The 24,316-nt window shown below is 39.4% G+C and carries 22 protein-coding genes; 20 read left to right on the top strand and 2 right to left on the bottom strand.

All coding sequences use genetic code 11. From position 1 onward, the window contains the following. The first annotated feature begins 1 nt into the window (after position 1). The 4 genes from MWU78_RS11295 (at position 2) to MWU78_RS11285 (ending at position 4,970) form a co-directional block, all read left to right on the top strand. A complete protein-coding gene (locus MWU78_RS11295) occupies positions 2–1,531 on the top strand; it encodes an arylsulfatase (RefSeq protein WP_246997841.1) in 1,530 nt (509 codons plus the stop codon). Positions 1,532–1,543: 12 nt separating this feature from the next. Next, a complete protein-coding gene (locus MWU78_RS22415) occupies positions 1,544–1,675 on the top strand; it encodes a hypothetical protein (protein WP_281503827.1) in 132 nt (43 codons plus the stop codon). A gap of 254 nt (positions 1,676–1,929) precedes the next feature. Next, positions 1,930–3,357 (top strand): arylsulfatase, encoded by a 1,428-nt coding sequence (locus MWU78_RS11290; RefSeq protein ID WP_246997840.1) that lies wholly within the window; start codon positions 1,930–1,932, stop codon positions 3,355–3,357. Between the two features lie 17 nt (positions 3,358–3,374). After that, the gene (locus MWU78_RS11285) at positions 3,375–4,970 is read left to right on the top strand and encodes a glycoside hydrolase (protein ID WP_246997839.1); all 1,596 of its coding nucleotides are present in this window, start codon (positions 3,375–3,377) and stop codon (positions 4,968–4,970) included. Positions 4,971–4,994: 24 nt separating this feature from the next. On the opposite strand, the gene MWU78_RS11280 is transcribed toward MWU78_RS11285, so the two are convergent. Then, the gene (locus MWU78_RS11280; protein ID WP_246997838.1) at positions 4,995–5,672 is read right to left on the bottom strand and encodes a LytTR family DNA-binding domain-containing protein; all 678 of its coding nucleotides are present in this window, start codon (positions 5,670–5,672) and stop codon (positions 4,995–4,997) included. Then, positions 5,659–6,690 (bottom strand): histidine kinase, encoded by a 1,032-nt coding sequence (locus MWU78_RS11275; RefSeq protein WP_246997837.1) that lies wholly within the window; start codon positions 6,688–6,690, stop codon positions 5,659–5,661. Before MWU78_RS11275 ends, MWU78_RS11280 begins: the two co-directional genes overlap by 14 nt. Positions 6,691–6,880: 190 nt before the next feature. On the opposite strand from MWU78_RS11275, the gene MWU78_RS11270 reads away from it, so the two are divergent. The 16 genes from MWU78_RS11270 to MWU78_RS11195 all read left to right on the top strand — a co-directional run bounded on the left by MWU78_RS11270 (position 6,881) and on the right by MWU78_RS11195 (position 24,304). After that, entirely contained in the window at positions 6,881–7,171 is a 291-nt protein-coding gene (locus MWU78_RS11270) for an EF-hand domain-containing protein (RefSeq protein WP_246997836.1), read from the top strand. 35 nt (positions 7,172–7,206) lie between these two features. Then, positions 7,207–8,214, top strand: coding sequence for a YHYH protein (locus MWU78_RS11265; RefSeq protein WP_246997835.1), 1,008 nt, complete (start codon positions 7,207–7,209; stop codon positions 8,212–8,214). Positions 8,215–8,312: 98 nt separating this feature from the next. Beyond that, entirely contained in the window at positions 8,313–8,975 is a 663-nt protein-coding gene (locus MWU78_RS11260) for a DUF6702 family protein (protein ID WP_246997834.1), read from the top strand. 296 nt (positions 8,976–9,271) lie between these two features. Then, positions 9,272–10,609, top strand: a complete 1,338-nt coding sequence (locus tag MWU78_RS11255; protein WP_246997833.1) for a DUF3500 domain-containing protein — start codon at positions 9,272–9,274, stop codon at positions 10,607–10,609. 112 nt (positions 10,610–10,721) lie between these two features. Next, the gene (locus tag MWU78_RS11250; RefSeq protein ID WP_246997832.1) at positions 10,722–10,955 is read left to right on the top strand and encodes a hypothetical protein; all 234 of its coding nucleotides are present in this window, start codon (positions 10,722–10,724) and stop codon (positions 10,953–10,955) included. Positions 10,956–11,175: 220 nt separating this feature from the next. Continuing rightward, positions 11,176–11,958 (top strand): YHYH protein, encoded by a 783-nt coding sequence (locus MWU78_RS11245; RefSeq protein ID WP_246997831.1) that lies wholly within the window; start codon positions 11,176–11,178, stop codon positions 11,956–11,958. Positions 11,959–11,992: 34 nt separating this feature from the next. Beyond that, positions 11,993–12,562, top strand: coding sequence for a lectin-like protein (locus tag MWU78_RS11240; RefSeq protein WP_246997830.1), 570 nt, complete (start codon positions 11,993–11,995; stop codon positions 12,560–12,562). Between the two features lie 19 nt (positions 12,563–12,581). Beyond that, positions 12,582–13,259, top strand: a complete 678-nt coding sequence (locus MWU78_RS11235) for a hypothetical protein (protein ID WP_246997829.1) — start codon at positions 12,582–12,584, stop codon at positions 13,257–13,259. A gap of 502 nt (positions 13,260–13,761) precedes the next feature. Beyond that, positions 13,762–14,526 (top strand): YHYH protein, encoded by a 765-nt coding sequence (locus tag MWU78_RS11230; RefSeq protein ID WP_246997828.1) that lies wholly within the window; start codon positions 13,762–13,764, stop codon positions 14,524–14,526. Positions 14,527–14,535: 9 nt separating this feature from the next. Then, entirely contained in the window at positions 14,536–15,135 is a 600-nt protein-coding gene (locus tag MWU78_RS11225) for a hypothetical protein (RefSeq protein WP_246997827.1), read from the top strand. Continuing rightward, complete coding sequence (locus MWU78_RS11220; protein ID WP_246997826.1) at positions 15,113–15,805, top strand: SCO family protein; 693 nt, start codon at positions 15,113–15,115, stop codon at positions 15,803–15,805. The genes MWU78_RS11225 and MWU78_RS11220 overlap by 23 nt, the downstream gene beginning before the upstream one ends. A gap of 5 nt (positions 15,806–15,810) precedes the next feature. Then, complete coding sequence (locus tag MWU78_RS11215) at positions 15,811–16,575, top strand: hypothetical protein (RefSeq protein ID WP_246997825.1); 765 nt, start codon at positions 15,811–15,813, stop codon at positions 16,573–16,575. Positions 16,576–16,859: 284 nt separating this feature from the next. Continuing rightward, entirely contained in the window at positions 16,860–17,525 is a 666-nt protein-coding gene (locus MWU78_RS11210; RefSeq protein WP_246997824.1) for a sigma-70 family RNA polymerase sigma factor, read from the top strand. Between the two features lie 201 nt (positions 17,526–17,726). Continuing rightward, positions 17,727–18,935 (top strand): FecR domain-containing protein, encoded by a 1,209-nt coding sequence (locus MWU78_RS11205; protein WP_246997823.1) that lies wholly within the window; start codon positions 17,727–17,729, stop codon positions 18,933–18,935. Positions 18,936–19,095: 160 nt separating this feature from the next. Further along, entirely contained in the window at positions 19,096–22,608 is a 3,513-nt protein-coding gene (locus MWU78_RS11200; RefSeq protein WP_246997822.1) for a TonB-dependent receptor, read from the top strand. A gap of 19 nt (positions 22,609–22,627) precedes the next feature. Further along, positions 22,628–24,304, top strand: coding sequence for a RagB/SusD family nutrient uptake outer membrane protein (locus tag MWU78_RS11195; RefSeq protein WP_246997821.1), 1,677 nt, complete (start codon positions 22,628–22,630; stop codon positions 24,302–24,304). The last annotated feature ends 12 nt before the right edge of the window (positions 24,305–24,316 follow it).

Genomic DNA, 24,316 nt, shown 5'->3' with positions numbered 1-24,316 from the left:
TGTGGTAACAAAAAGAGTAAAAAATTCAAAGCCAAATATCATTCTAATCTATGCCGATGATCTGGGAATTGGTTTGTTGGGACATGAAGGCCAAAGTATTATAAAAACGCCCAACATTGACCAACTTGCAAAAGAAGGGTTACGCTTTACAAATGCCTTTTCTAACATGCTATGTGCCCCAGCTCGGGCATCGTTAATTACAGGGCTTCATGATTGCCATGCTGTGAAGTTTGAGATCACCCCAGGGGGCATGTACAAAAAAATAAGTACGCAAGGGTTTAATCACAAGGAAATTGGCAGGTCTATAGAATCGGAATTATCACCGATACCTGAAGAAAATGTATTTCTTGGGCAAGTGGCTAAAGAAGCGGAGTATACGACTACTCAAATTGGGAAATTGGAATGGGGTTTCTCTACAACTCACCAACAAATGGAGCGTCATGGTTGGGGGTCTTATTATGGATATCTTGATCATGTTCGGGCACATGGATTCTATCCTCCATTTCTTTTCGAAAATGGAAATTTGGTCAATATAGAAGGGAATACCCTCTCAAACGCCGGCAAATCCGGGGAACCCGAAACTCCAGAGAATTATAAGGAACGAAATAATAAGGACGGTAAAAAACACTATTCGCAGAACCTGTTTATGGATAAGGCTCTCGATTTTATGGATGCCAATAAAGATAATCCCTTCCTTCTTTACTTTCCGACACAATTGCCTCACGGCCCAGTTGCCATTCCTAAAATACATCCTGACTTTGTAGACGATAAACGGTTGACCCCTATTGAAAAGGAATACGCATCTATGGTTAAAATGTTGGACGACAACGTTGGGCAGATCATGAATAAATTAAAAGAGCTTAAGATTGATGATAACACCATGGTCATATTTACGGCGGACAACGGACATGAAATCTACTATGCTCAAGAAGGACGCATTGAAAAGCCATATGCCAACATAATGTCCGGCGAACGTTTTGATAATGTGGAGCATAAATATTATAGTGATTTATCTGGCGATGTTTTCGATGGAAATGGGGGTCGTGCTGGGATGAAACGAAGTAATCTACAGGGAGGTATTCAAGTTCCCCTGATTGTTCGATGGCCTGCTAAAATTGAAGCTGGAAGAACCAGTGACCGACTTATTGCGAACTACGATTTATTGGTGACCATTGCGGAAACCACAGGTTTTTTGCGGCCTTTTAATACAGATGGTATATCATTCTATGATGCATTGATAAACCAAAGTAAAGGTAAAGAACATGAATTTGTGGTTTATTCCTCTTATACCGGGCCAACACTAATTACTCATGAAGGTTGGAAAATTAGGACCGATCTCGAAAAGGAAGTATTTGAACTGTTTTATTTGCCGGACGATTTTAGGGAAGAAAGAGATTTATCCGAACAACGTCCAAAAAAGAGGGAGGAACTTAAAAGGAAACTGTTAGCGGCCTGTGAGGGAGATTTGCACAACGGTTTTTTCAACGACAAAGGTAGTATACTAAAAGTGTCAAATACGGCAAAAAGATAAAATAGGTATAGAATGTTGGCTTTACTTGATACCTACTTGGGCGAAGAGAATAATCCTGCAATAGATTATCCGGAGGTAGTAGCCGAGTTAAGAATTATTTTTTGGAGAAGCCGATACGCCTTCAAAGGTGTTTACCTTAGATAAAGGCACTTGTTTTAATACAGAATAAAAATTGTTGGTAGTTAGTTTTTTAATTGCAAAAGGGACTTCTGTGTTTGGAGGCCCCTTTATGTTTTATATAATTTACCATGGCCATTTTTTGTTACAAGCAATTAGTTGGGCCAGCACATGGGAACAAACGTTAAATTAATATTCCAAAAGAATTCACAATGATTAATTGTCATTGTATATTACTTCTGAAAACTAATTATTCAATGATCAAATTAAATCCATAAAAGATGAATCGATTAAGAACCATCAGAAAAAAAATACCACTCCTGTTTTTTATCCCATTGTTGGCCTTCGTAGGCAGAGCTCAGGACACACATAAAATAGTACGCGATTTGCAAAAGCCCAACATCATTTACATCCTTGCCGATGATCTGGGGTATGGTGATTTAAGTTGTTTTGGCCAAAAGAAATTTTCAACACCGAACATTGATAAGCTGGCAGAACAAGGTATGATTTTTACCCATCATTATTCCGGGTCAACGGTCTGTGCTCCTTCCCGATCCGCATTGATGACGGGGCAGCATACTGGGCATACACCAATTAGGGGGAATAAGCCTGTGCCTTTGCCTTCCGAAAGTGTAACAATGGCAGAGGTTTTAAAAGAAAAAGGATATACCACAGGGGCCTTTGGGAAGTGGGGTATGGGATATGTTACGACTGAAGGAGACCCCTTAAATCAAGGATTTGACCATTTTTACGGCTTTATCAATCAATCTTTGGCGCATAATTACTACCCCTATTTTTTATGGGACGATGGTGAAAAAGCTGTTTTGAAAGGGAACAAGGGGAAAGCTACTGGCGAATATGCCCCCAATTTGATCCATAAAAAAGCGCTTGACTTTATCGATGAAAATAAAGACAGTCCCTTTTTTCTATACTATCCCTCTATATTGCCTCACGCAGAACTTGCGGCACCTAGCACCTATATGGATAAATATAAGGGTACTTTGGAGCCGGAAAGTCCATACAAGGGAGTTGATGATGGACCCAAATATAGAAAAGGCCCCTATGGATCTCAAGAATTTCCCCATGCTGCTTTTGCAGCAATGATAAATGTATTGGACGACCAAGTTGGGGAGATCATGCAGAAGATAGAAAGTCTTGGATTAAGAGACAATACCATTATTATATTTACTTCGGATAACGGACCACATAAGGAAGGTGGTGCGGACCCGGATTACTTTGATAGCAATGCTATTTACAGGGGTTACAAACGCGATTTATACGAGGGTGGAATTCGTGTGCCTATGATAGCGAGTTGGCCTAATAAAATTGAAAAAAACACAAAATCGGACCATATTTCTGCCTTTTGGGACGTCCTGCCTACCATTGCCGATCTTTTGGATATAAAAGTGGAATCGGAAATAGATGGTATATCCTTTTTGCCGACGCTACTTGGTAAAAAGAACCAAAAGGAACATGATTACTTGTATTGGGAATTCCATGAACGCGGAGGCAGACAAGCCTTATTGGCTGGAATTTGGAAATTAATTAGGTATAACGTAAACGAAGCGGGAGATTATGAGCTCTATAACTTGGAGGAAGATCCCAGTGAAACTAGGAATGTTATTAAGGACTTCCCCAAAAAGGCCAAAGAACTCATAGTGCAATTAAATAATAGTAGAACGCCTTCCAAGGAATTTCAATTTAAATAAACGGTTAGAGAGGCATTATGAATAGAAGTAAATTATTAACGGCTGATCAATCCCTTAAATATTTTAAAGCCGAATTTAATATCATTTTAGCCTTTGCTGTACTTGTGTGCCATTTTTCTTTTTCGCAAAGGAATGATGTAGTCAAGGTAGATATTTCAATTGATAAGGAATATCAGACCATTCACAATTTCGCAGCTTCCGATGCATGGGCGGCGCAGTATACGGGCCTATGGCCAGATAATAAAAAACAACAAATGGCCGATTGGTTGTTTAGTCTGGAAAACCATACAAATGGATCCCCAAAAGGAATTGGGCTATCGGCCTGGCGCTTTAATATTGGTGCAGGTAGTGCAGCCCAAGGCAGCGAAAGTGGGATAAAGGATCCTTGGAGAAGGGCGGAAGGCTTTTTACAGGACAATGGGAGATATGATTGGCGAAAGCAAGCAGGACAACAATGGTTTCTACAGGCGGCAAAAGAACGAGATGTAGAAGAATTCATAGCTTTTGTGAACAGTCCGCCCATACAAATGACCAAGAACAATAAGGCGCATTCCGAGGACGGATTGGCGGCTAATTTATCCAAGGATAAGTATGTTGATTATGGGGTGTTCTTGGCCAATTTTGTTCACCATTTTAGGGATAGCCTATCCATTGATTTTGATTACATAAGTCCGTTCAATGAGCCCCAGTGGGAATGGAAAGGCGGGCAGGAAGGTTCGCCTTGGAACAATAACGAATTGGCAGATGCCACCAAGGTAATCGATTCCGTTTTTATCCAGCAGAAAATAGATACCAAAATAGAGCTTACGGAGGCCGGGGCTATAGGCTATTTAACAGGGGAAAAAGAAAAGCATAATAACAGAAGCAACCAAATTGAAACTTTTTTTAGTCCAGAGAGTCCCAACTATTTAGCCAATTTAAAATCGGTGGCCCCAAAGGTTGCAGCACATAGTTATTTTACAACTTGGGATATTCAAAAACTTAAAAGTGAAAGACAGCGAATGGCGGAAAAATTGCTAAAATATCCTTCATTGGAGTATTGGATGAGCGAATACTGCATTTTGGAGAACAATGAGGAAATAAAGGGAAAAGGTCGGGATTTGGGCATGCAGACGGCACTTTATGTGGCCCGTCTTATCCATGCCGATCTAACCATTGCCAATGCGAGTGCCTGGCATTGGTGGTTGGCCATGAGTCCATACGATTTTAAGGACGGACTTATTTATGTGGACAAGGACACTGAGGACGGCAATTATTTCGACTCCAAATTGCTATGGGCCTTGGGCAATTACTCTAGATTCGTTAGGCCAGGTGCAAAAAGGGTTTTTGTTGACTACAAAGGTATCAATGAGGAGGACAACTTAAAGGATGGGGTTTTGATATCAGCCTATAAAAATCAGGATAAGAGTATAGTGGTTGTGGTAGTAAACCAAAGGGAAAAGGCCATCGATTTAAGGCTGAATATGGCATATCCTGCAGAAACTAGGATGAATAGCTATATAACCAACGAATCCTTTAACCTACGCAAAATGGACAAGGGCTTTTCAAAAAAGAACTCGATCGGGGTACTTGGAAAATCGGTGACAACCATGGTTTTTGATGCCGAGGAATGAATACAAGGATATAAGGTTGGATAGCTAAAACAGGTTGCTTTTTACCGAATCGAAATAGCTGGCGCTAACTGGAATGGCCACTTTTTCAATAAACACATCCTTCCCCTTCAGGGCACTCACTTTTTTCTTATTAACGATATAGGACCTGTGTACCCTCATGAACAATTCCTTTGGCAGTCTTTTTTCCAAAGCTGTAAGGCTCTGGTTGCTCATGATCTTTCCTTGCAGGGTGTGATAAATGACATATTCGCTATCGCTCTCAATGTAAAGAATGGAATCGAACTTTATTTTATGCAGGTCATAGCCCGATTTAACGATTATTGTATCCTCTGAAGTATCTTGTTCAGTGTCCGTTTTAATTTTGTTGACAGCCTTTAGAAAGCGTTCAAAAGTTATGGGCTTTAAGAGATAATCTATGGCATTTAGTTCAAAGCCTTCCAAGGCGTATTCCGAGTATGCAGTTGTAAAGATGACCTGGGTATCGGGTGAAATCATTTTTGCAAACTCTGTACCTTTAATTTCGGGCATTTGTATGTCCAGCAGCAGTAGATCTATTTTTTGTTCCTTAAGCACCTTTATGGCGTCCAAGGGATTTTCGAAATCGGCCACCAATTCCAAAAAATTCACTTTTGCAACATAGGTTTTGAGGAGGCTTCGTGCCAACTCCTCATCGTCTACGATTAAACATTTAATGGTCCCCATTCAGATCTATGTGTAGTTGAACCTTAAAAGTAGTTAATTCTTTTTGGATCTTTAAAGTATGCTTTTTAGGATATAGTATTTCCAATCTTTTCTTTACGTTTTCCAGGCCTATTCCTCCAATTTTGTCTTTTTGCATCGATTCCTTAGGGATGCTGTTTTCAATTTCAAAATCGATGTTTTTGTCGTCGGAAATGATACTTATTTTTAAAAAAGCATCCGTTATCTTTTCTAGATTACCGTGTTTTAGAGCATTTTCAACAAAGGGAATGAAAAGCATGGGGGCTACCTGTACAACATCATTATTTATTTGAAATTTCGTTTGTATGGGATAGGTTTTACTGCTTTTTAAGACGTACATGGCCAAATAGTCCTTTATATAATCGACCTCCTTGCCTAATGGAACATAAGCTTGTTCACATTCGTACAAAACATAGCGCAACATGTTGGAAAGGGTACTGATCCCCTGCTGGGTCTTGTCCGAATTGGTAACCGAAAGCGCATAAATATTGTTTAGGGAATTGAACAAAAAATGTGGGTTGATCTGCGATTTCAGTAGTTTTAGTTCAGTCTGTAAATTTTCATTTTTGTTCCTAATATTTTCTTCTTCCTTCTTTTGTGCAAACAAAAATGTTTCCACAAAAGTGGCCAGTACATAGGCAATGGACAATATCAAAAAGTGGATCAGAAATTGGGGCGGTACCCTGGGGCGCATGTGAGGTGGTGGACCTGCCTGGCGAGGTGGTTGACCTGAAATCAGTTCTACAAAATGATCAGAAATCATTGCTGCGCAGAAAACGATCAGGGCCAAGGAGATCAATATAAAGGGTACATATTTTTTTTTGAACAAAAGTGCGGGCGCCGTGTAATAGATCAGAACGGCAATGACCACAATTTGCAGAAGAAAAGAGGGTGCGTTCTTTTTGGCAAAGAGCGCATCATCTGTCATAAGCAACCAGGCCATGAGCCAAACGGCTAGCCATAATACCGTGTGAAAAAGAAATCGTTTTGTTCTGTCCATGGTACAAATTAAAGGAATTAATTTTCATCACAATGTAAAAATAGGCTATCCAAGCCCTTCATAATTTGAAGTTCACCGGAGCTATCACTTAATTCGCTTAAAACCTGTGTAGGTTCACTGAAAGAAGCCATTTGGTATTCAACCATGGGCCATCTTTGTAGTCCAAAGAATGAATTTAAAAACAATAACTATGAAAAAAATGATAGTAAAATCGGCAGTGTTAACCGCAATGGTAACCTTATTTTTTAGCGCTAACCTTAGTGCACAACAGTCTCAAGGCGGGAAAGGACAAAAAGAGCCTCCATCCGTAGATGAAATTTTTAAGGAAATGGACAAGGATGAGGATGGGAAATTATCCAAAGAAGAATTAAAAGGTCCTATCAAAGATGATTTCGCCAAGATAGATACGGATGAGGATGGTTACATCTCTAAAGAGGAGTTGGAGAAAGCACCAAAACCAAAAGGACGTAAACGTGATTAGGTAAAGAACTTAAGTGTAATTATAAAACTGAAACTATGTCGAATAAATTTTCATATTTAATTGTAGGTACCGCGCTCCTCATGTCATGCCTCAGCTGTAGCAATGATAGTGGGGGTACTACGGATGGCACGGATGATGGTGATACAGTGGATGATACCGCTGTTGTAAATGTTGAACCATCCTACTTTTATACGGCAGATGGATCGGTTACGATTACAACTATTCCTTGTACACTTTCAGATGGCACCGAAACGGATTGCTATCAAATTGTTACCTCCAGTTTGGCCGCAGATCACGATATGGGACCTTGGTGTCCGGACAATATTGCCGACGATGCAGAGGCAGGTGGCATATGGCTGGAAGGCGGGGAAGTTTATGATGTGGATGGTGCCTTTGTTGAAAATTTGGCGACATTTTACAACGATACCAATTGGCTATTATATGATACCAATGGAGATATATATGTAACCGATACGGAAGAAGATTGTGAGAATGCTGCCAACCCAAATGTGGGCGCCGAATATGAGAACTTCTGCGTAGAATGCCTTCCTTCTTATATTACTGACTTAAGTCAGACCTGGGTAATACCAGTAACGCCGGTAATACAGGCGAGTCCAACTTTATTTACTACCGCTGGAGGAGGGCCTCCGGGAGCAGGCAATACTGCACCTTCGACTCGTGGAGTAGCTTTGAACGGGATTGAATTTTCTGCTCCGGCACCTGTGGATAATATACTTGGGGCATACACCCTTGCTCCTTTTGATGATGCTGGTGGACATATTAATGTACATCAGGGTTACCACTACCATGCAGCTACAGGATTCGGGACACAAATAGCCCAAGACGATGGGCATGCAACTTTGATCGGTTACGCCTTGGACGGAATTGGAATTTATGCTTTGGAAGATGCCAATGGCGATAGTCCTTCAGGCTTGGATGAATTAAGGGGGCATACGGATAACACTAGAGGATATCATTATCATGTAGACGCAGCCGGCAATAATAATTTTATAAATGGTTTAAAGGGAGCTTACGTCAATTGAAAATAATGCTAAAAAAGAGTCTTGACCAGATTGGTATGCCAGTAGGAGCGAGATATGGCTTATTCCAATAGATTTTTTAAACAAAAAAATATAAACAGATGAAAAAATACATGTTAGTGCTTTTCGCTTTGGGGTTTTCAATGGCAAGTTTTGCCCACAATCCCAATGTTTCCACCACTATGCTGGTCGAAAAGGGGAATAACAGTTGGGTATTACAGATAAGCGCATCGTTAACCGCTTTTCAACAGGAAATACGAACCCATTTTTCTGAAACACCTTATCAATCTCCAGAGGAGTTTCAGCAAATGGTGTTGGAGCATATTAAAAACAACCTTCATATCAGTTTCAATAGTGGAGAGGATATTTCTTTCGGGAATGGGGCGGTAAAACTTGGTCATGAAACCATGGTGGTTTACGAAGTCTTTGATATTCCCTCAGATATAAATTCGGTGTTGCTTACAAATACTATTTTTAAGGACATCCACCAAAATCAAAGCGCCTTAATCCTTTTAAAGGAGGGATTTAACAAAGAACGTTTTGTTTTGAATAATGCCAATGATCACACCCTCTCATTGGCGGTAGATGGAAATCAATTCGTGGAAGTAGGCAAAAATGAGGCTAGTTTTTTTTCGTCCAGTATAGGGGTCATTGTATTGGGTGTAGCAGCGATTTTGGTTTTGGGCTTGATAGTGTTGGGGGTAGGCCATTTATTTAATAGGTCCAATAAATCTAAAGAAGTGCCTCTTACCATAGTTCGATGATTTGAATTTTTGGGTACGACTAGCGGAGATTTTAGGAAATAATAACTACTCGGCTTCATAGCCAATAAAATGAACGCGGATAACAGGAATTTCAATGCAAGCTACTTGCGGATTATTGTCATAGCTCATTTTTGGAAGTACGGTGATGCTTTTGCCTAAAACGTAATAAAAAATGAAAATACCTGTGCCATGGCAGAATGAACAAAATTTTAAAGGGTTTGTCAATGAAATAAAAGTATTCAATGACTGCCGGTCTAAATTAATTTCAATTTATAATCAACTCTAATTTCAAATATATGAAAACGATTACCAAATACCTCTCACTGTTTTTATTGTTATTTGCTTTGACCACCACTTTCGTGCAATGTAGCGATGACAGTTCCACAACGGAAAGCACCAAGGATGATACTACCAATGACGACAGCACCGACGACACTTTTGCTTTGGACTGTAGTACAGAAGACGCAGCACAATCTACCAATACCGAAATTGAGACTATGCGCCTCGCCATGGTTGATTTTAGAAACTCCCTCTCCACCAGTCTACAGGAAGAGGGTTCAGTATGTTTGGATGATGAACGTTTTTATCTATGGCACAATACTCCAGCCAATAATGGAAATAGGGATGGTATAACCTATGGTGACCTGTCCAATGAACAGTTGACGGCTTTTAAAAATATTTTACAATTGTTTTTGAGTACGGGAGGATATCAAAAAGTCTATGAAATTACAGAACTTTCAGAAGGGTGGCTGAACAATGTAATGAGTTCGGTTTGGGATCCGGATTTCTACTCAATAGATATGTTCGGTGATCCAGAGACCAGTGGATCGTGGGGTTTTCAATTGGATGGACACCACTGTGTGATCAACTTTTTAGTGGACGGGGACAATGTTTCCATGGTTCCTGCATTCTTAGGGGGTGAGCCAGCCTCGGATACTTGGAACGGTGAGAATTTCGATATTTTTTCGGATGAACGCGATTTGGCTATAACGCTTTATAATAGTCTTGATACCGATGAGATTTCAGCGGCAGTGACAACTAGTTCATCACATTCTTTGGAAGTTGGTCCGGCGGATATGAATGGTGATCCAGATCCGTACAGGGGAGATTATGATTATTCGGGTTTCGCAACTGGGCTTAAATATTCTGAAATGTCTTCCACAGCACAAGCCAACCTCATTCTCTTAATGAAAGAATATGTGTATAATCTTACCGACAATTTTGCGGATGTTTGGTGGACGGATATTATGGAAAATATAGATGACACCTACTTGGTGTGGATAAACGATACAAATTCTTCACCAACTGCTACCTCTGAGTTCTATTACAGAATTTATAATCCGTATTTATGGGCGGAATTCAACACCGAAGGCTCAACAGGGGCCAATTCTGGTACTATTGCGGACTACAATCATGTACATACCATAACCCGTATACCCAACAATCCAGCAACGGATGACGGAGGAGATTACGGCATCTTTGCTTACTTGATCAACCAAGATGGACCAAAAACACTTTTAGAGCATTATGCTATGGCAGATCACCACAAGTTTAGTGAAGTAAAATTTGATTATAAATTTACTAACTCTGATGCATATTGGCAAGAGAACCTTGCCCATCTACAAAGCCTTTAAAGAGAACGCATGGTATTTTAAATTGGGCTGAGGAGAATAGGAAAAGTCTATATGGGGACGAAGTTCCATTGAGATATAATTTACTATGGCATTTGCAGCTTTTATATGAAAAATGCAAACAACAGAGGAGGACAACTCTGATGATGGCTGGGAAACGGAGGCTTTCGATGATTCCGTTTGGCCAAATGCAACGACTTACACAAATGATGAAATTGGGGTGAACAATAAAGCCTCATATTCCAATTTTACAGAGGTATTCGCTGACAGTGCATATGACGCCACTTTTATATGGAGTACCAATGTTATTTTGGTTAATCTGGCACTGTTAAGGTATACCGTAGATTAGTATTTATATCATTAGGAATGTATCTGGGGTTTAAATATAGCCATATTTCAGGTCGTCAAAATTTCTTCCCCGGACAAAACCTACCATTCGTTTAAAGGATAGGGCCATTTATTGATTTCATGAATTTGGCATCATGGATATCTTTAAATTTGAACTCAAAATGGAAGAACAAATTTTTCCCATTCAATTTCTGAAGAATAAGAATTTTTAAACTTATAAAATGAAAAGAATACTTTATTACCTAATACCCACGGCCAGTCTGATTTTAATTCTATTTATGGCATGCAGCAGCACTAATGTAGATAGTACAGACGAGGACACAGCTAGCGAGGGCTCTGTTGATATTACGACTGTTGTACAGGCCAATTATAGGAATGATTATACAGAAGGGGTTAGTGTACAGGTGAGCGATAATAGCATTCAGGTGAGTAGTACAGGATTGCCAGATCACAAAACACCGTACTGGGGCGTTGGCCACGAAATGTATGAAGATTTTCCAGGAACCAATCATGCCAACATGAATACGAGCATGACGACTTTTAATTACGTGATGACAATTCCAACAAAGCCTCAAGAAGCCAGCTATAAAGAGGAAACCGAATTGGGTCCTGTTGGAATGGCTCTCAATGGAGTGCCTATTTACAATGATTATGAAGGTGGGGGCATGCTAGAAGAAAATGCATGGGGAACTTTCGATGCATCAGGTGCCCACCCGGGACCAAGAGAGGACTATCACTACCACAGTGAGGGGACATATCTTACCGTTGATGACGCTAATCTTATAGGCTTTTTAAGGGATGGATTTCCAATTTATGGACGTAAGGACAAGGATGGGGCGTATCCCGACAATCTTGATGACAATGGTGGGCATATTGGTGTGACCGCGGATTTTTCTGATGCTATATACCATTATCACACCAGTAATGACGTGTATTCAACATCGGGTCTGTATGTAATTAAATCAGGGGCTTATTACGGTACCAAAGGCACATTTTTCGAATAAAATCATGGTGATGCGTAAAACTTATCAAGCCAAAATGAGAAAAATAATCCTATATACCTCGCTTTTAGCCATTGTTTCTTGCGGTAAGACCGCCGAAATGGAAGAGGAAAGTGTTGAGGGTTCCAGTATTTATGCCTTTAGTTTTGATGAGACATCTTACGAAATTGTAAAGGAAAATAAAACTTGGACGGATGCTGTTTCATTTGCGGTAGCGCGGGGAGGTTATATATCAGAGATAAATAGTGAAGAAGAACAAAATGCTGTTTTTCTTGAACTTACAACTAAAGCGGGTATCGTTTTGGACGAAACCAACAATGAATTTGGATATGCAGCGGTTTGGTTGGGAGGTAACGATTTAGCTGAAGAAGGATCCTGGGTCTGGAATTGGGACAATGAAGAAACAGGAGTTGCTTTTTGGAGTGGGGGAGTAGATGGTAGTGCCGTTAACGGATTATATAACAATTGGGGCAATGAACCTGATAATAATGGGGACCAGGATGCTTTGTGTATTGGTTTGGAAACGACACCTATAAATAGTGCTGGTAAATGGACGGATTTGGATGGAAACAAAAACCAACTCTATTTTGTTATTGAATATGACTAGGTTAACAAAATGGTGAACTATGATGGTTAAATATGGCCTTTTTGTCCATGTATATACAAGAAGTGTAGTTTGTTGTGTAATGGTCTTGTTTCTAAGTAACTGTGTGGATCAAGAATCCAGCACAAAAATTATTAAAAAGGAATTGGATTATTCCGTGAATACCAGTGACATTCCAACGGATACGGTCGACTTTAAGGATCCAAGGGTTTCGTATGTAAATGGTATTTATTATTTGGATAATAAGGAGTATTCAGGAATTGTATTTAAGGTTTTAAAGGGTTATAACCTTAAAACGTATAGCTCCGTTTTAAACGGCATGCTTCATGGTAAGTATAGAAGTTTTTATGAAAATGGTAAGCCGTATGAAGTAAGACAGTATAGGGCTAATAAAGCGATAGGGAAACAATATGGGTATTGGGAGGATACTGGAAATCTGAAGTTTGAATATAATTACTATAATCAAAAAAAAGAAGGTGTTCAAAAGAGCTGGTATTCCAATGGAGAACCATATTACGAATATAATTATAAGGATGATCGTCAAGTTGGGATGCAGAAGGCATGGCGTAAAAATGGAAGTTTGTTTAGAAACTTTGTGGTCAAAAACGGGGTGCGCTATGGGTTGCAAAAATCAGTTTCCTGTTATGGCCTTGCCAATGAGGAAGTAATTAAATCGTCCAATGGCGACGAGACGCTATAAAAAGGAACCAACTTTAAAGCCTAAGCACATAATTCTGTATTGAGGAATATGGTTTTTAATAGACATGGACCCTGTCCGTAGTTATATACCATAATTGAAGGGTAGTCTTTAAGGTGAAAAATGGTATATCACGGACGTTTTCGAAAATTGTAGAACCGAAAATAAATCTGAAAATCCAATAAAATACTATGGAATTATTGAAAAACATATGGGGCCTATTCAGAATTTCGGGTAATGAACCCAATCTCTGGTGGGCCTTTGTTGTTTCATGTATTGTAATTGTATTGGCTGTGTTGGTTATTTATAAAATGATTAAGCCCGTAAAATAGCTGAAAGTCATTGGGCTAAAAATTGGTTTGCAGATCCATATCCATTATTGACTTAAAAGATTGGGCAGGTCATGGATTTCAGCAATTTGATGTTGCCTGATTTACGAGATTTGTCATAGCATACACACAGAATAAACAAAAGTAACAACGTAAAACTCTCAAAATTTAAGGATATGAAAAAAGATGTAAAAGTGAATAAAAATATCACTGCAATAGCAATGGCCTTGGCCTTGCTATTAACTACTCTAATTGCCTGTAGTGCGGATAGTGCTTCTGATGAAGATAGTGAAGAAACTGTTGTAACCGAATTGCATGCTGCATTTTCAGCTTTTAATTCAGACGCCACCACTATTTATTTGGACGGATCCAATGTGGTAATAGAAACTACCGGTTTGCCGGACCATGAAACGGTTTATTGGGGAGAAGGGAATTCTCTTTATAAGGAGGAACCTGATGTAGATAGAACGCCAAGCATCATGTCCAGTAACAACAACGCTACTACGATTGTGGTGGATGCAACCCCAGCTTTAACCGGAAGTACAGTATCCACTCAACTGAATACTATTGGCATTGCCGTAAGTGGGGCCTCCATTTTTAATGATCAGGAAGGAGGCGGCCCATTAAACCAAGCAGCGGCTAGTTTGGATTGGACGGGTGCCCATATAGGCCCTGGTGTTTACCATTACCACTTGGAGCCCAAAGCTTTTACCGATGATGATTCCAATTTAGTTGGGATCTTATTGGACGGGGTTTTTCTTTATGGAAGAAAATGTACTTCCACAGGGACCTACCCAACAGATTTGGATGCTTCGGGCGGACATACTACGGCTACCCAATATACGGATGGCGAAGAGGAGTACCACTATCACATCATCAATGAACTGTATTCAACAACAGGATCTTATTTGGCTTTTGCCGGTCCATATCAGGGATACTAAAAAAATATTATGCGACTAGTAGTCCTATTAATTGTTTCGGCCTTATCCCTCATAAATTGCAAAGAAGCCACTAGTGTAAAAAGCGAGATGGAGAAAGCTGTTGTAATCGACAACGTTGAGGTATCCAAACAGGATTTGGTCCTTAACCAAATTGAAGGCAAGTGGTATTATAAAAACCAGCCATACAATGGCTATTCGGTGAAATTTCATGCCAATGATACCTTGGCCGAAAGACTAGGGTTTATAAATGGTAAAAGGGAAGGTGTGGCAAGAAGATGGTCGGAAAATGGAGTGCTTAGGGTAGAATCTACCTATTATGAAAACAAATTGGTAGGAGTGTATAAAAGCTGGTGGGAAAATGGGGTGCTGGCGGAAGAATCCCATTACGTTAATGGCTTAAAGCAGGGCGAGGAAAAACAATGGTACGCTACCGGTCAATTGTCCAAAGTTAGGCAATTGCTGAAGGGTAATGAGGAAGGGTTGCAAAAGGCCTGGCTGCCCAATGGGAAATTATATGTTAATTATGAGGCTAAAAACGGACGCATTTTTGGAATGCTCAGGGCTAATTCATGTTATAAATTGGAAGATGAAGTTGTTGTTAGGGAATAAGATTAAGGGGTTGGTGTTGGTTGGTTTGTTAGCACTTGTTAGTAGTTGCAAGAATCAAGTAAAAAAGGAGACCGTTGAAGTCGTGGAGACCAGTAGGGTAGAATACCTCCCCTACTATAACGATGAATCCTTTACGCCACATTGGTTAGTACCCAATAGTATAGAAGAGAAGAATTTTCATAAAATCCCTGATTTTAAATTGGTAGATCAACTTGGGGATACTGTTTCTCAAAAGACATTTGATGACAAAATCTATATAGCGGATTTCTTCTTTACCACCTGTCCCGGCATATGTTTAAAGATGACCGGGAATATGGTACAAGTGCAGGAGGCGTTTAAGGATGATCCGGAGGTATTGTTGCTATCACATTCGGTAACCCCATCTATAGATTCTGTATCAGTGTTAAAAAACTATGCCGAAAAAAATGGTGTTTTGGATAATAAATGGCATTTGGTTACGGGGGACAAAACGGAAATTTACAATCTGGGAAGAAATCAATATTTTGTAGAGAATGATTTGGGGGTGCCAAAGGATATAAATGATTTTTTGCATACCGAAAACTTCTTGTTGGTAGATAAAAACAAACATATTCGAGGTATTTATAATGGATTGAACAGAGCTTCCATAGCCCAACTAATTACAGATATCAAAGCTTTAAAATTGGAGTAATTGATATGCGCCTATTTGCTAAAATCCGACGTACCTTAATATTCTCAGGAAAACTTAAAAGTTATTTATTATACGCTTTTGGGGAAATATTGCTGATCGTTATTGGTATCCTGATCGCTTGGAAAATCAATGATCTAAATGAGATTAGGAAAAACAGGATAGTGGAGATGAAAATCTATCATAGCCTATATGAAGAATTGAACACAAATTTGAAAGTTCTTAATAACGGCATTGTTAAGTATTCTGGTAATGTTAACAGATTGGAGGCTACTATAAACTACATTGGCCTGGCTCCAGAACAAATTACACCCGGTGCCAAGGATACTATAGTACACATTAATTATGCTCCAATGGTCTTGCTGGACGGGGCCTTAAATTCTGTTATCAGTACCTCAAAATTTGAGATTATTGAAAGCGATTCCTTAAAAACCCTTATAGCCAATTATCCCACTGAAATTACGGAATTTAAGATTACAGATTCAAAGATCAACGACATTGTGATCAATCACTTGCAGCCAGTATTGGAAAAACACCTTGCCTTGGTTGATATACTTCCACGGGAAAACACTAAGTTCAATAACCTTAGGGACTTTGGAAGAGTGTCCAATTATTACACGTTACTTAATACAAAGGAATATCAGAACGCGTTGGTAGATAGATTGATACAAACGGAAAACCTTTTGACGCAGGCCAAAAAATTAAGGAATAGGACCCAGGTCATGGGCTTAAAATTACGACGGGAGCTGGGGTATCCTGAAGAAAATTTATAATAATACTTCATAGTAGCCACTTTGGGGTGGTTAATTTGAGCTTGGTGCAATTGATGGAATTCGGTAACCATAGTTTGTTTTAGCATGTAACCCCCTGATCAGGAAGAAATGGGTTTTAATTGGAGAGTCAAATTTGGGATTGTTTTAAATTATATAGACAGGGTCATTAAAGTTGTGGGAGTAAATAGCTGATATTCAGACTTAAATGTTAAATAGTCGTTGTTTTTAGGTTAATTTATGTGTTTTCTCTAGATTGCAACCTACTTAAATCCCCCATTCATAATTTGAAATCCAATATTGTACATAGTACGAATTCGCAAACCGAAATCAAGGATTCCTTGATTTCAGAAGCCAACCGTTCTAGTATCGAAGTTTCGGATTTACAACTCTGGCAAGATTTCCAGAGGGGAGATGAAGCTGCATTTGCTTCAATGTATAGTTTAAATGCGGATAGATTGTACGGCTATGGAATGAAACTGGTGAAAGACAATGAATTGGTCAAAGATTGCATTCAAGACCTATTCGTGGAACTTTGGGATACAAAACATAGATTAAGCTCTGTCCGATCTATCAAGGCCTATTTGTTTAAGTGCCTTAGAAGAAAATTGATTGCCGGTGCCTCCAAACAAAGAAATCGGTTTGTTTCCGCCATAAAATTGGAAATGGTTAGGGAGGCTACTCCTTCATCTGAGATTAATTTGATCGAAAAACAACGCTTAGATCATGAGCGTAAGATATTGACTAAATCCCTAAAAAAGCTTACTGGCAAACAACAGGAAATTATTCACCTAAAGTATTACGGGAACCTGGGTTATGAGGAGATTTCCGAAATCATGGATATGGATAAAAAGGGGGTTTACAATCTAATGGCCCATACCATAAAACTTCTTAGACAGCACTTGGGAGACGTTTTTTTAACGATCTTTATTTTCCTTCACGGTTTTGGTTAGTAGTTGCTTCTTCACTTTTTTTTAACTTTTTGTAGAATTTGTAGAAACCCATATAAGGGTAGTGTTCTCAGTACTTTACAGGTATTTTTGATGGGAACGGTGAATTGTTCTTAAAAAAAATTAAGTTTTTTTTAAGTAAAAACAACAACTACTCCCTCTATATAATAAAGCACTGGAATTTGCTTTGTTTTTTCGAGGAAAATGAAATACAAGAATTACGACATAGAAGATTTTATTACGGACGAATATTTCCTTAGATGGGTATTGGACCCTGACGCCATGACCAATATGTTCTGGGAAAATTGGTTGGCAGATTACCCCAATAAAAAGGAAGAAGTGGACAAAGCCAAAAGATTGGTGATGTTGATGAATTATGATGAGGATAAGTTGTCCAGTCAGGATTTCGATGCCATGTGGAGGAATATTATTGAGAACAGAAGGGATACGGTAAACGAAATAAAATTACAGGGTAAGGCTAAAAATCGGAGATACTTTAGTGTGGCGGCAGTGTTTTTAGGGCTTTTTGTAAGCAGTATTGGCCTTTATCTAGCCGGCGCGTTTAGTTCGTCAGAAAAATTTCCTATTGACAATACCCCCCAGATAACTTTGCAGTTACAGGATGGTACAATTAAGGTTTTGGACGATACCTCTTCAAATGTGGTTGCCAACGCTAATGGTAATGTAGTGGTGAGGCAAGAGCAAAATGTGCTGCATTATGAGGATAAAAATGAAGATACCAAGAAGTTGGAGTACAATGAACTTGCTGTTCCCTATGGTAAGAAATTTGAACTCTTACTGTCCGATGGGACCCATGTGTTTTTAAATTCGGGCTCCAAACTGCGGTATCCCGTCAATTTTTTAAAAGATACACCCAGGGATGTTTATTTGGATGGGGAAGCCTATTTCTCTGTGGAAAAGGATAAGGCTAGGCCATTTACGGTCATGACCCATGATATGAATACCAGAGTTCACGGTACGGAGTTCAATGTTTCCAGTTATAAAAACGAAAATAATACCTCCACAGTATTGATTGAAGGTAGTGTAGATGTAACTATGGTTAATGGCGATAGGGCAGGCGAACATATTATGATCCAACCTGGTGAGCGGGCCGTTTATGAGAATAATGTGATTGATGTGGCTGAGGTGAATGTTGAAAAGTATATATCCTGGAAGGATGGCAAGTTGCTGTTCGAAGATGATCCATTTTATTTGATGGTCAAGGAATTGGAGCGCCATTTCAATGTGGAAATCGATAACCGGTACGAAGCTTTGAACGGCAAAAAATTCACCGGGACCTTCGGGAAGGAATCCCTGGATCAAATATTGCAAATTTGTCAAGAACATACCGCTTTTAGCTATTCTGTTGAAGGGAGCAAAATAACCATTACGGAGAAGCGGCAAGTGAAATAATGTAATTGTGCAAAATTAACCAAATATGAATCCTGGAAAAACTAAAAAAAGTTGCCTATGAAATTTCGAAAAGGGAATAAAAAAAATCGGAAAGTGTTGGAGCACCTTCCGATCTGTAAAATGATCAAAGTCGCTTAATAACTAAAATCAAATCAAAATTATGAAAAAACCAAGGAACACTCCTGAAGGTTGGAAGTATTTATTTCCAAAATTCGATTTAAAGATGAAACTATCACTCTTACTTTTATTCACAACTATCCTGCAGTTACAGGCGGGAATGGGCTATGCCCAAAAAACCAAGATCACTCTTGATATGAGCAAAGCCTCGGTTTTGGAGGTGATAAATGAAATAGAATCGGTTTCTGAATTTAAATTCTTTTATAGTAAGGGAGAGCTCGATTTAAACAGGAAAGTTGACATTCAAGTAAAGGAACAAAATATTGAAAAGATTTTAAGGACCTTGTTTTCCAAAACCAAAATCAATTATAAGGTTATAGATAAACAAGTGGTTCTTAAGGTAAATAAAACCATAGGGGATTTGCTGAAACCAAGTGCCCAAGGAAATGTAAAACCCAAAGTGGATCAATTTCAGGTTTCTGGTACCATAATGGATTCCGATGGGGTGCCTTTACCAGGTGCCAGTATTGTAGAAAAGGGTACTAGCAATGGAACACAAACTGATTTTGATGGCAATTTCTTAATTTCCGTTAAAGCTCAAAATGCCACACTGGTGGTGTCATATCTGGGTTTTTTAACCAAAGAGGTGTCGTTGGCCGGCCAGTCCATATTGAATATAACATTGGAAGAAAGCGCTGCCGGTTTGGATGAGGTAGTAGTTGTGGGGTATGGAACCCAAAAAAGAGCCAATGTTACCGGTGCAGTTTCGCAAATAGGTGAAGAGGTATTTGAAGATAGGGCTACTCCTGATATTGCCACTAGTCTACAAGGAGCAATACCTAACCTTAACATTAATATAGCCGATGGTTCCCCCAATGCAACGCCCGATTTCAATATTCGTGGTTTTGAATCCTTAAATGGTGGAAGTCCCTTAATCTTGGTAGATGGTATTCCTTACGAAACATTAAATGACTTTAGTCCTTCCGATATAGCGAGCGTAACGGTTCTTAAAGATGCGGCTTCAGCAGCCATATATGGGGCTAGAGGGGCATTTGGGGTTATTCTTGTCACCACTAAGAATGGGAGATTGGATACGCCAACAAAGATTAAGTTTTCCCATAATACGACTTTTTCTGATATGACTATTACGCCCGATCCTCTAAATTCTGTGGAATCGGCCAACGCCGCTAATTTGGCCAGAACGAATAATGGGCAATCGGCTTTATACAATGATGAGCATATACAATATATGCAGGATTATATAGATGACCCTATAAACAATCCGTCTTATTACCTATTGCCCAATGGCAATTATCAGACTGCTGGAAACGCCGATATCTATAAAGAAGCTTATGCTGATTTTGCGGTACGTAACACCACCAACCTTTCCCTTTCAGGCGGGGGGTCCAGATCCACATATTATGGGTCGCTTTCCTATGTGAAGGATGAGGGTCAGTGGAGAGTAAACCCTGATGAGAAAAAAAGATACAACACCTTGTTCAAATATACTTTTGATGTAAATGATTGGCTAACTGCCGGATTTAGGGCAGGATACAATAAAACCGGTTATGACGAGCCTCATGCTTACGGAATAGGAACATACTGGCATGCCCTGGATAGATCAAAACCTTGGCAATTGGTGGAGACACCTGAAGGTTTTCCCCAAGGAGCCGGTCTTCCTATGAACCACGCATTGGCCTATCAGCGTTTTGGGGGCAGGACAATTACCGAAACCCAAGAAACCAATTTATCGGCCGATTTTGCCATAAAACCGTTCAAGGGCATGGTAATCAATGCTAACTATAGCCATCAAAATTTAGCCGCTCAATTGGAGAACAACAGACAGCAAATAGAGTTTGTTACGGACAACACTCCAGAAACAGTAAATTACTTGACATCGGCAAACGATTATATCCAAAGGAGGTCTAGGGTAAGCACACAGGATGTGGTAGATATTTATGCAACATATGATTTTGACATCAACCAAAAGCACAACTTCAAATTACTTGCTGGATACAATCAGACCAGCACAGAATTTTTGGAAATTGAGGCAATAGGTTTTGGACTGATCAAAGATGATATCCTTTCTGTGGAAAATATAACTGGGGAGGATTTTGTTGGGGATTCCAATACCTTCACGGCAATTAGGGGAGGTTTTGGTCGATTTAATTATAACTTCGACGAGAAGTACTTTTTGGAGGTAAATGCCCGTTACGATGGTTCGGACGTATTTCCTAAGGCCAATAGATTTGGTTTCTTTCCATCGGCATCTGTTGGTTGGGTAGTGAGCAGAGAATCCTTCTTTACTAGCGTGCCCGTTATTAGTAATTTAAAGTTTAGGGCTTCTTATGGTAGTTTAGGTAATCAGGATGTGCCGGCAGATGATTTTCGCCCCTTGTTGACCACCAGAAACGGAACATTAAATTATTTGATCGATGGAGTGGAGCCTTTAAACATCTTGCCTGCGGGTATTGTGTCCAATACACTAACTTGGGAAACAGCTACAACCACCAATTTTGGTGTGGATCTGGGAATGTTTAAAAATAAGTTCAACATGTCCCTTGATATATATAAGCGTGTAACAAGTGATATGATAGTAGCTGGGGAAGCATTGCCAGCACCATTGGGAACATCTGCCCCTAGGACCAATGGAGCTACATTGGAAACCAATGGCTTTGAATTGGAGCTTGGTTGGAGACAAAAACTCAAGAATGGGTTGACCTATGGTATAAAAGGTTATTTATCCGATAGCAAATCCGAGATTACGGAGTATGAACTTAATCCATCTGGTAGACTTCCCAATTTAAACAACAACAACTTCCTTTATGAAGGTCAAATTCTTGGTGAAATATGGGGGTATGAGACTGTAGGTATATTCCAATCCCAAGAAGAAATTGATGCTGCTCCAGATCACTCCACGCTTAATGCAAACGCTGGGGACGATCCCGGGGATACATATTATAGGGATTTAAATGGCGATGGGGAAATTAGTAGTGGTTCCAATACCTTGGATGATCCAGGTGACAAAACCATTATCGGTAACGCAACACCCCGTTATAATTATGGATTTACGACCACCTTGGAGTATAAAGGGATAGACTTCAATATGTTCTTTAGGGGAGTAGGAGAAAAGGATATTGCCATGCAAAATCAAAATGTAGCATATTTTGGGCACTCTGCCCAAGGCAATAATGTGAATTCCACCGGAAACCATTGGGCATTGGAAAACAGCTGGTCCCTGGATAACCCGGATGCCAAACTACCAATCTATCGTAGAAATAGTGCTTACAATGTTCAAACACAGTCAAGATTTCTTGAAAGTGGGGCCTTTCTACGTCTCAAGAACATTACCATAGGCTATACTTTTCCTGAAAATGTTGTGGAAAAGGCAAACTTGCACAGTTTTAGAATTTATTTGTCCGGTCAAAACCTATGGACAAAGGATAACTTATATGGGTTGATGGATCCTGAAACGCTTGGAGATTTAAGAAGTACCAACGGTAAAATATATCCCAACAGAAAATCTGTTGCAGTAGGGATACAAGTTTCTCTTTAATCAAAAAAAACATAGGATAATGAAAAATAATAAAATATACTTTTTAGTACTAACCTTAATTGCTTTGGTTGGTTGTAATGACGATTTTTTTGATACGGCTCCAAAAACGCAATTGACCAATGATACTTTTTGGACATCTACGGATGATTTTAAACTATACTTAAACTCGTTCTATACTGTTTTTACTGGTCATAGTTCAATTTATTTTCCAAGCCCAATAGTATATGGCGATAGACAAAGTGATAATCAGGCCCCAGATCAGTATGATGAAATAACGGCCGGTGAATATATTCTACCAGAGTCGGACAATGAATACGGTTATGGCCAGATTCGTAACCTAAACATATTGTTGGACAACTCCAAAGGTTCGGATATACCCGCCGAACAGTTGAACCCTTTAATAGCAGAAGCCAAATTTTTTAAGGTATATCACTACTTTCAGAAAGCAAAGCGATTTGGGGACTTTAAATGGTTGGCATCAGAACTGAACGTGGACTCTCCCGAACTGTATGAAGACAGGGATCCGAGAAAATTGGTAATGGATTCTATCCTTGCCAATATTGATTATGCCATAACGCATTTACCTGATAATACTTCACCCAATAGCAGAATTAATAGAAATATAGCCTTGGCATTAAAATCCAGAATATTTTTATATGAAGGAACCCACATGAAATATCATGGGACTGGAGATCCAAAGCCATTTTTGCAGGAATCTTATAATGCTTCCAAGGAGTTGATAGAAAATGGTGAGTACTCCTTAGAACAAGATTTTAGAACGCTATTTTCCCAAGTAGATAAGACATCGAGTCCTGAGGTTATATTGATAAAGGATTATGAGCCGGACCTGGTAACTTCATCTGTGCAATATCAATTGGATATAAATAGTGCTCTTGATGCCGCTACCAAATCATTGGTCGATTCATTTTTGGATGCTGAAGGAAAACCTATCTCACAAAGTACCATCTATGATGGCTCTGGTGGTTGGTCAACAGAATTTGATAATAGGGATCCTAGGTTAAGTGCAACTGTCGCTGCTCCTAACTCAAACTTGCTTTATGGAGGAGTACCTACTATACCAGGTTCTAGTCAATCAACTTTCCATTCCATGCAAATTAGTAGAACGGGTTACGTGATAGAAAAACACTGGGATCTTAATCCAGAACAATTTAACTTGCGTGAAAACTGCTACATTGATGCTATAATGATGAGGTATGGCGAAGTTTTACTCAATTATGCAGAGACTGCTTATGAGTTGGGGATTTTATCGCAAGCGGACTTGGATATATCAATAAATTTATTGAGGGCTAGAGTGAATATGCCACCAATGATTCTAGGAACTATGGTTAAAGATGTTGATTCTGACTTTCCTAGCATTGACGTTGCGCTAGATGAAATTAGAAGGGAAAGACGTGTAGAATTGGCTATGGAGAACTTTAGATATGATGACATTATACGTTGGAAAGCAGGAGACTTGTTTACCAAGCCAATTAGAGGGGTATTGTTTGATCAGGACTTATATCCTGAGGTGGAAGTTGGTGCTGATGTTGTCTTGGATAACGAAGGTTATATCTTGGCATATCCTAACTCCTTGCCTAATGGAGGAACTTTTGAAGACCCAAAACATTATTTGTTCCCGATACCAATAGATGAATTGACACTTAACCCTGACCTTACGCAAAACCCAGGCTGGTAATTGTAGTAGTAA

The sequence above is a fragment of the Arenibacter sp. F26102 genome, from assembly GCF_023015865.1.
GTDB lineage: Bacteria > Bacteroidota > Bacteroidia > Flavobacteriales > Flavobacteriaceae > Arenibacter.
This window is presented reverse-complemented; position numbering and strand designations above follow the sequence as displayed.